Below are 4,402 nucleotides of genomic sequence, written 5' to 3'. Positions count from 1 at the left end.
CGGACACGCCATTGAAGCCGCCACCGAATACGGCGCATGGACACACGGCGAAGCCGTAGCTGCTGGCATTATAATTGCATCTAAGCTGTCAGAAGTGACACAGCGGCTCAATTCGTCAGATTTTCGACGCGTCAAAGATTTACTGCTGGCACTTGGCTTGCCGACTAAGGGCCCGCAAATGCCCTGGCAGGACTGGTTAGACTACATGCAGCGCGACAAAAAAGTAAAAGACGGTCAGCTGCACTTTGTTCTTCCAGTTGCTATTGGTAAAGCTGAAGTCGTCAGTACTGTAGAACACAATACCGTTGCTGCTGTGATCACTGAATGTTGCTAACGCCAACGCGTTATCTCTATTCGGCTGACAGACAGGAACAGACAGATGCAAGCACTTGCAACCACACAACACATTGTTGCCGCGCCGGTAAAAACCAAACCAAGCCAGCAACAGGTTATTGACCAGCTCCACCAAAATTGCCAGCAAAGCGTTTCGCTTATTATGCTGCACGGCAAAGAGGGCAGCGGTAAAACCACCATTGCAGAAGTGTTTCTGGAGCAGGCATCAGAATACGCGGAAGTGGCTTTTATCAGCGCCAATGAACGCTCCACCAACGACCGACTTCGCGCACAAATACTCAACCAGTTGTTCGGCACCATCAGCATTAACGACGAGTCACTAAGTCGTCAGATGCAACGCCAGCGTCCGCTTAACCACGCCATTATTGTTATCGATAACGGTGAGCTACTGTCAGAAAGCTTTTTAGCCGAGTGCATTTCCACCGTTACTCAGCTTAGCGCCATTGGTCAGCGCACCAGCATTATCATTACCGGCGACAGCCGCTGGGCACAGCAACAACGCCCGGCGCCGCACTTGCGTGTACAAGGGCCCACCATGATTGAGGTTCAGCCACTTAATCATGACGAACAGATTCGCTTTGTGCAGGCCTTACTGCCGGAGAAGCAGCGTAGCTTCTGGAACCTGGAACGCATTCAACAATTTTTAAACTCCATTCATGGGTTTCCCGGTGAAATTCAGCAGCGTCTGCAGTTAACCTTAACGACTCAGGCAGCACGCTACCGCGATACCAATGCCGAAGAAAATGCTGACAACAACGCCAGCGAACAGAGCAAAGCGAACCATAAAGCAGAACAGGGCAGCCGTCGCAAAATGCGTCTGTGGCCTATTCTTTTAATTGCAGCCATTATGAGTCTGGCCTTTGCTGGTTTTCTGAATAAAGAGCAGCTGACCGCCTACTGGCAACAAGTGAATCCGGAATCAGCGGCATCGGCAGAAGCCACGACCGAAGAAGGCGATGCAAACAGTGCCACGACAGCCGAAGATAAAACAGCAACAGAAGCTACCGAACAGACGACCAGTTTGCCCAGCTTTGAACCGCTCAATGAACGTTCTTTAGAACTGGTTCCTGCGGAACTGGCCGCCTCTTACCGCAATGCGTTAGGTACATTAAACACCGTAGCCGCCTCTGAAATTACAGAAGGCGAAATTTCGCTGGGCTTTATTAAACAACAGCCGAAGCAACAAGAGCCGCAGGAAGCTGAGCCTGTCGGGCAGTCTAACGAGCAGTCGGCAGCCGAGGCAGGCATTGACACCGTTGTAGCCAAACCAGAACCAGAAGTTAAAGCAGAACAACCTGAACCACAACAGTCTCAGCCTCAAGCGCGGCCGTTCCAGACCCAGTGGGCACTGGATCAGAACTCAGGCAATTACACGCTGCAAATCAGTATTATTAGTGACCCGCAGCTACTGCGCAGTTTCCGTAATGACTACGGTATTGCCGCTAATACCCAGGTGTATCAGCGCGCTGACCAACGTTATGTGGTTATTTTTGGCAGCTACCCCAGCATTGAGCAAGCACGTGCAGCCGCCACTCAGCTGCCAACCGATGTGCAGCAAATGGAGCCCTGGGCTAAGTCGTTTGCCAGTGTGCAAAACGACATTACTAGCCAGTAGCCGGACGAATAGCGCAGTCAGCAATTTTCATCCCCCGGCCTTTGGGTTACAATCCCTTGAGGATCCACCAACGGCCGGCGCATGAAGAAGAATCGGGCATTTTTAAAATGGGCAGGCGGTAAGTACTCACTTATCGAGCCGATAACAGCACGCTTGCCGCAAGGTAAAAAGCTCATCGAACCTTTTGTGGGTGCCGGTTCAGTTTTTCTGAATACCGACTACGACAGCTACCTGCTTAACGACATTAATCAGGACCTCATTACCCTGTATCAGTTTGTGAAGCGCCGTCCGAAGACTTTTATTCAGGACGCCCGCAAGCTCTTCGTTAACCGTAACAACCAGGCCGACGCTTACTACGCACTGCGTGCCGCCTTTAATGCCAGCAGCGACCCTTACTTTCGCTCTTTGCTTTTTTTATATATGAACCGCCACGGCTACAACGGCTTGTGTCGTTATAACAGCAAAGGCATTTTTAACGTGCCCTTTGGTGATTACCGCAAACCTTACTTCCCGGAAAAAGAGCTCGAGCATTTTGCCGAGAAAGCGCGCAAGGCCAAGTTTATTTGCCGCCCGTTTGAACAAGTGTTTCGACGTGCGCGACAAGGCGACGTGATTTACTGCGATCCACCTTACGCACCGCTGGACCAGACCTCTAACTTTACCAGCTACGCGACCGGTGGCTTTGGCCTGACTGACCAGGACGAATTAGCCCGCCGGGCAGTGCAGGTTGCGAAAAAGCGCCATATTCCGGTACTGATAAGCAACCACGACACCGACCTCACCCGGGCTTTATACAAACACGCCGACATCAGCAGTTTGTCGGTCTCGCGCAGCATCAGTCAAAAAGGCGACGGCCGAAAGCCAGTAGCCGAGCTGCTCGCTTTATACGATAGCGAAGTCAATAAAAGCAACGTGGTTTCTCTTAGCAACTCATTGAAGAAAGTAGGCACATGAACTGGCACTTAAAAGCATTTAACGATCTTTCGCTGCACGATCTCTACGACTTGCTGAAACTTAGACAAGAAGTTTTCGTGGTGGAGCAAACTTGTCCCTACCTGGACGCCGACGGCGCAGACGAGCAGGCTTTACATTTGTACGCCCGCAACGACACCGGCGAAATGGTCGCCTACGCCCGGCTTTACCTGGCAACCGCCGATACCGGCTATTCTCGTATTGGTCGGGTAATAACCCATGAAAAAGTGCGCCGCCAGAAGCTAGGCAGAGAAGTCATGCAACGCAGTATCGACTATCTTGAAGAATATGCCCCCAAAGCCCCAATTCGGGTAGGCGCACAGGTTTATCTGCTGAAGTTCTACCAAAGCTTCGGCTTTGAAGCCATAAGCGACGAGTATCTGGAAGACGACATTCCACACATTGATATGCAACGTAAGGCCGCACAGTGACAGCCGCAATCCGGGTTCCCGTTCTTGCAGGCAGCGGCGCTGAAACCGTTGAGACAAAGGCTATTGCTAAGCGTTGGGGCCTCTCGTCTGAAGCCACCGATAGTGACGTTTTTCAACTGTGGTTGAACGACGATGTACTAGCGCTGCATTGGCTGCAAAGCCCACAAAAAATGTCACCTTTAGTGGTCGATTTTCATCAGGGCAAAGCAGCCTACCGTGCTCAGAACACACAGTTAAAAAACGAAGCTATTGCTAAAGCAGTTGGTGTCACCGGGCAGTTTAAACCATCGGTTGTCGACGGAACCGCCGGCCTTGGGCGAGACGCTTTTGTACTAGCCGGACTGGGCTGCGACGTGCAACTTATAGAACGTCACCCGGTTGTCGCTGCGCTGCTCGATAACGGCCTGCACAGAGCTCAGTTAGAAGCCGACTTCATTGGCGAAACCTGCCAGCGCATGCATTTAATCGGAACCGACAACTTATATACGGGTAAAGGCTTCACCCACGAGCCCGACGTGGTTTATTTAGACCCCATGTACCCAAAAACCGGCAAGCAAAAGGCGCAAGTGAAAAAAGACATGCAAATGTTCCAGCAGTTAGTCGGCAGCGACGAAGACGCCGATTCATTGCTAGAGCCTGCGCTTAATAACGCTAAATTCCGAGTAGTGGTTAAGCGCCCCAACAGCGCGCCTTTTCTGGCAGGGCGTGAACCAAACAGCCAAATTAAGAGTAAAAAGCATCGCTTTGATGTTTACATAAAACGAGGTTTTCATGAGTCAGCAAATTAAAGAAGGCGATAAAATTCCATCAGGTTCACTGACCAGCAAAGGTGATCTTGGCATTCAGAACTATGACCCGGCAGAGATATTCGCCAAAGGCACGCACGTACTGTTTTCAGTGCCTGGCGCGTTTACTCCGACCTGTTCGGAGAAACACCTGCCCGGCTACGTAGAGCACGCCGAAGCGTTAAAAGAAGCGGGTGTTCTGAGTATTAATTGTGTGGCGGTAAACGACGCCTTTGTTATGAAGG

Annotated in this window: 6 protein-coding genes; all 6 read left to right on the top strand. The window is 51.2% G+C overall.

The annotated features are described in order from the left end of the window. Window positions 1-334 (top strand): 3-dehydroquinate synthase family protein (locus tag B3180_RS15095; RefSeq protein WP_422653687.1); only part of this gene is annotated, 334 nt, incomplete at its 5' end. Window positions 335-379: 45 nt separating this feature from the next. Further along, window positions 380-1,969, top strand: a complete 1,590-nt coding sequence (locus tag B3180_RS15090) for an AAA family ATPase (protein ID WP_278358934.1) — start codon at window positions 380-382, stop codon at window positions 1,967-1,969. Between the two features lie 81 nt (window positions 1,970-2,050). Then, on the top strand, window positions 2,051-2,923 hold the full coding sequence (locus B3180_RS15085; RefSeq protein WP_199495068.1) for a Dam family site-specific DNA-(adenine-N6)-methyltransferase: 873 nt from the start codon (window positions 2,051-2,053) through the stop codon (window positions 2,921-2,923). Then, window positions 2,920-3,372 carry a GNAT family N-acetyltransferase gene (locus tag B3180_RS15080; protein ID WP_054490358.1) on the top strand — a complete coding sequence of 151 codons (453 nt, stop codon included), beginning with the start codon at window positions 2,920-2,922 and terminating at the stop codon, window positions 3,370-3,372. Before B3180_RS15085 ends, B3180_RS15080 begins: the two co-directional genes overlap by 4 nt. After that, window positions 3,369-4,160: a class I SAM-dependent methyltransferase gene (locus tag B3180_RS15075; RefSeq protein ID WP_278358935.1), complete on the top strand. Its 792-nt coding sequence runs from the start codon at window positions 3,369-3,371 to the stop codon at window positions 4,158-4,160. The genes B3180_RS15080 and B3180_RS15075 overlap by 4 nt, the downstream gene beginning before the upstream one ends. Further along, on the top strand, window positions 4,144-4,402 hold a 259-nt coding region (locus B3180_RS15070; RefSeq protein WP_286845315.1), incomplete at its 3' end, for a redoxin family protein. The genes B3180_RS15075 and B3180_RS15070, both read left to right, overlap by 17 nt.

The organism is Idiomarina sp. UBA4206 (genome assembly GCF_002383015.1).
Lineage (GTDB): Bacteria > Pseudomonadota > Gammaproteobacteria > Enterobacterales > Alteromonadaceae > Idiomarina > Idiomarina abyssalis.
The sequence above is the reverse complement of the archived record's forward strand: the minus strand, read 5'-3'. Positions and strand labels throughout refer to the sequence as shown.

Coding starts and splice junctions, on each gene's coding strand:
- B3180_RS15090 (WP_278358934.1), top strand. CDS start 380: ATGCAAGCACTTGCAACCACACAACACATTGTTGCCGCGCCGGTAAAA.
- B3180_RS15080 (WP_054490358.1), top strand. CDS start 2,920: ATGAACTGGCACTTAAAAGCATTTAACGATCTTTCGCTGCACGATCTC.
- B3180_RS15085 (WP_199495068.1), top strand. CDS start 2,051: ATGAAGAAGAATCGGGCATTTTTAAAATGGGCAGGCGGTAAGTACTCA.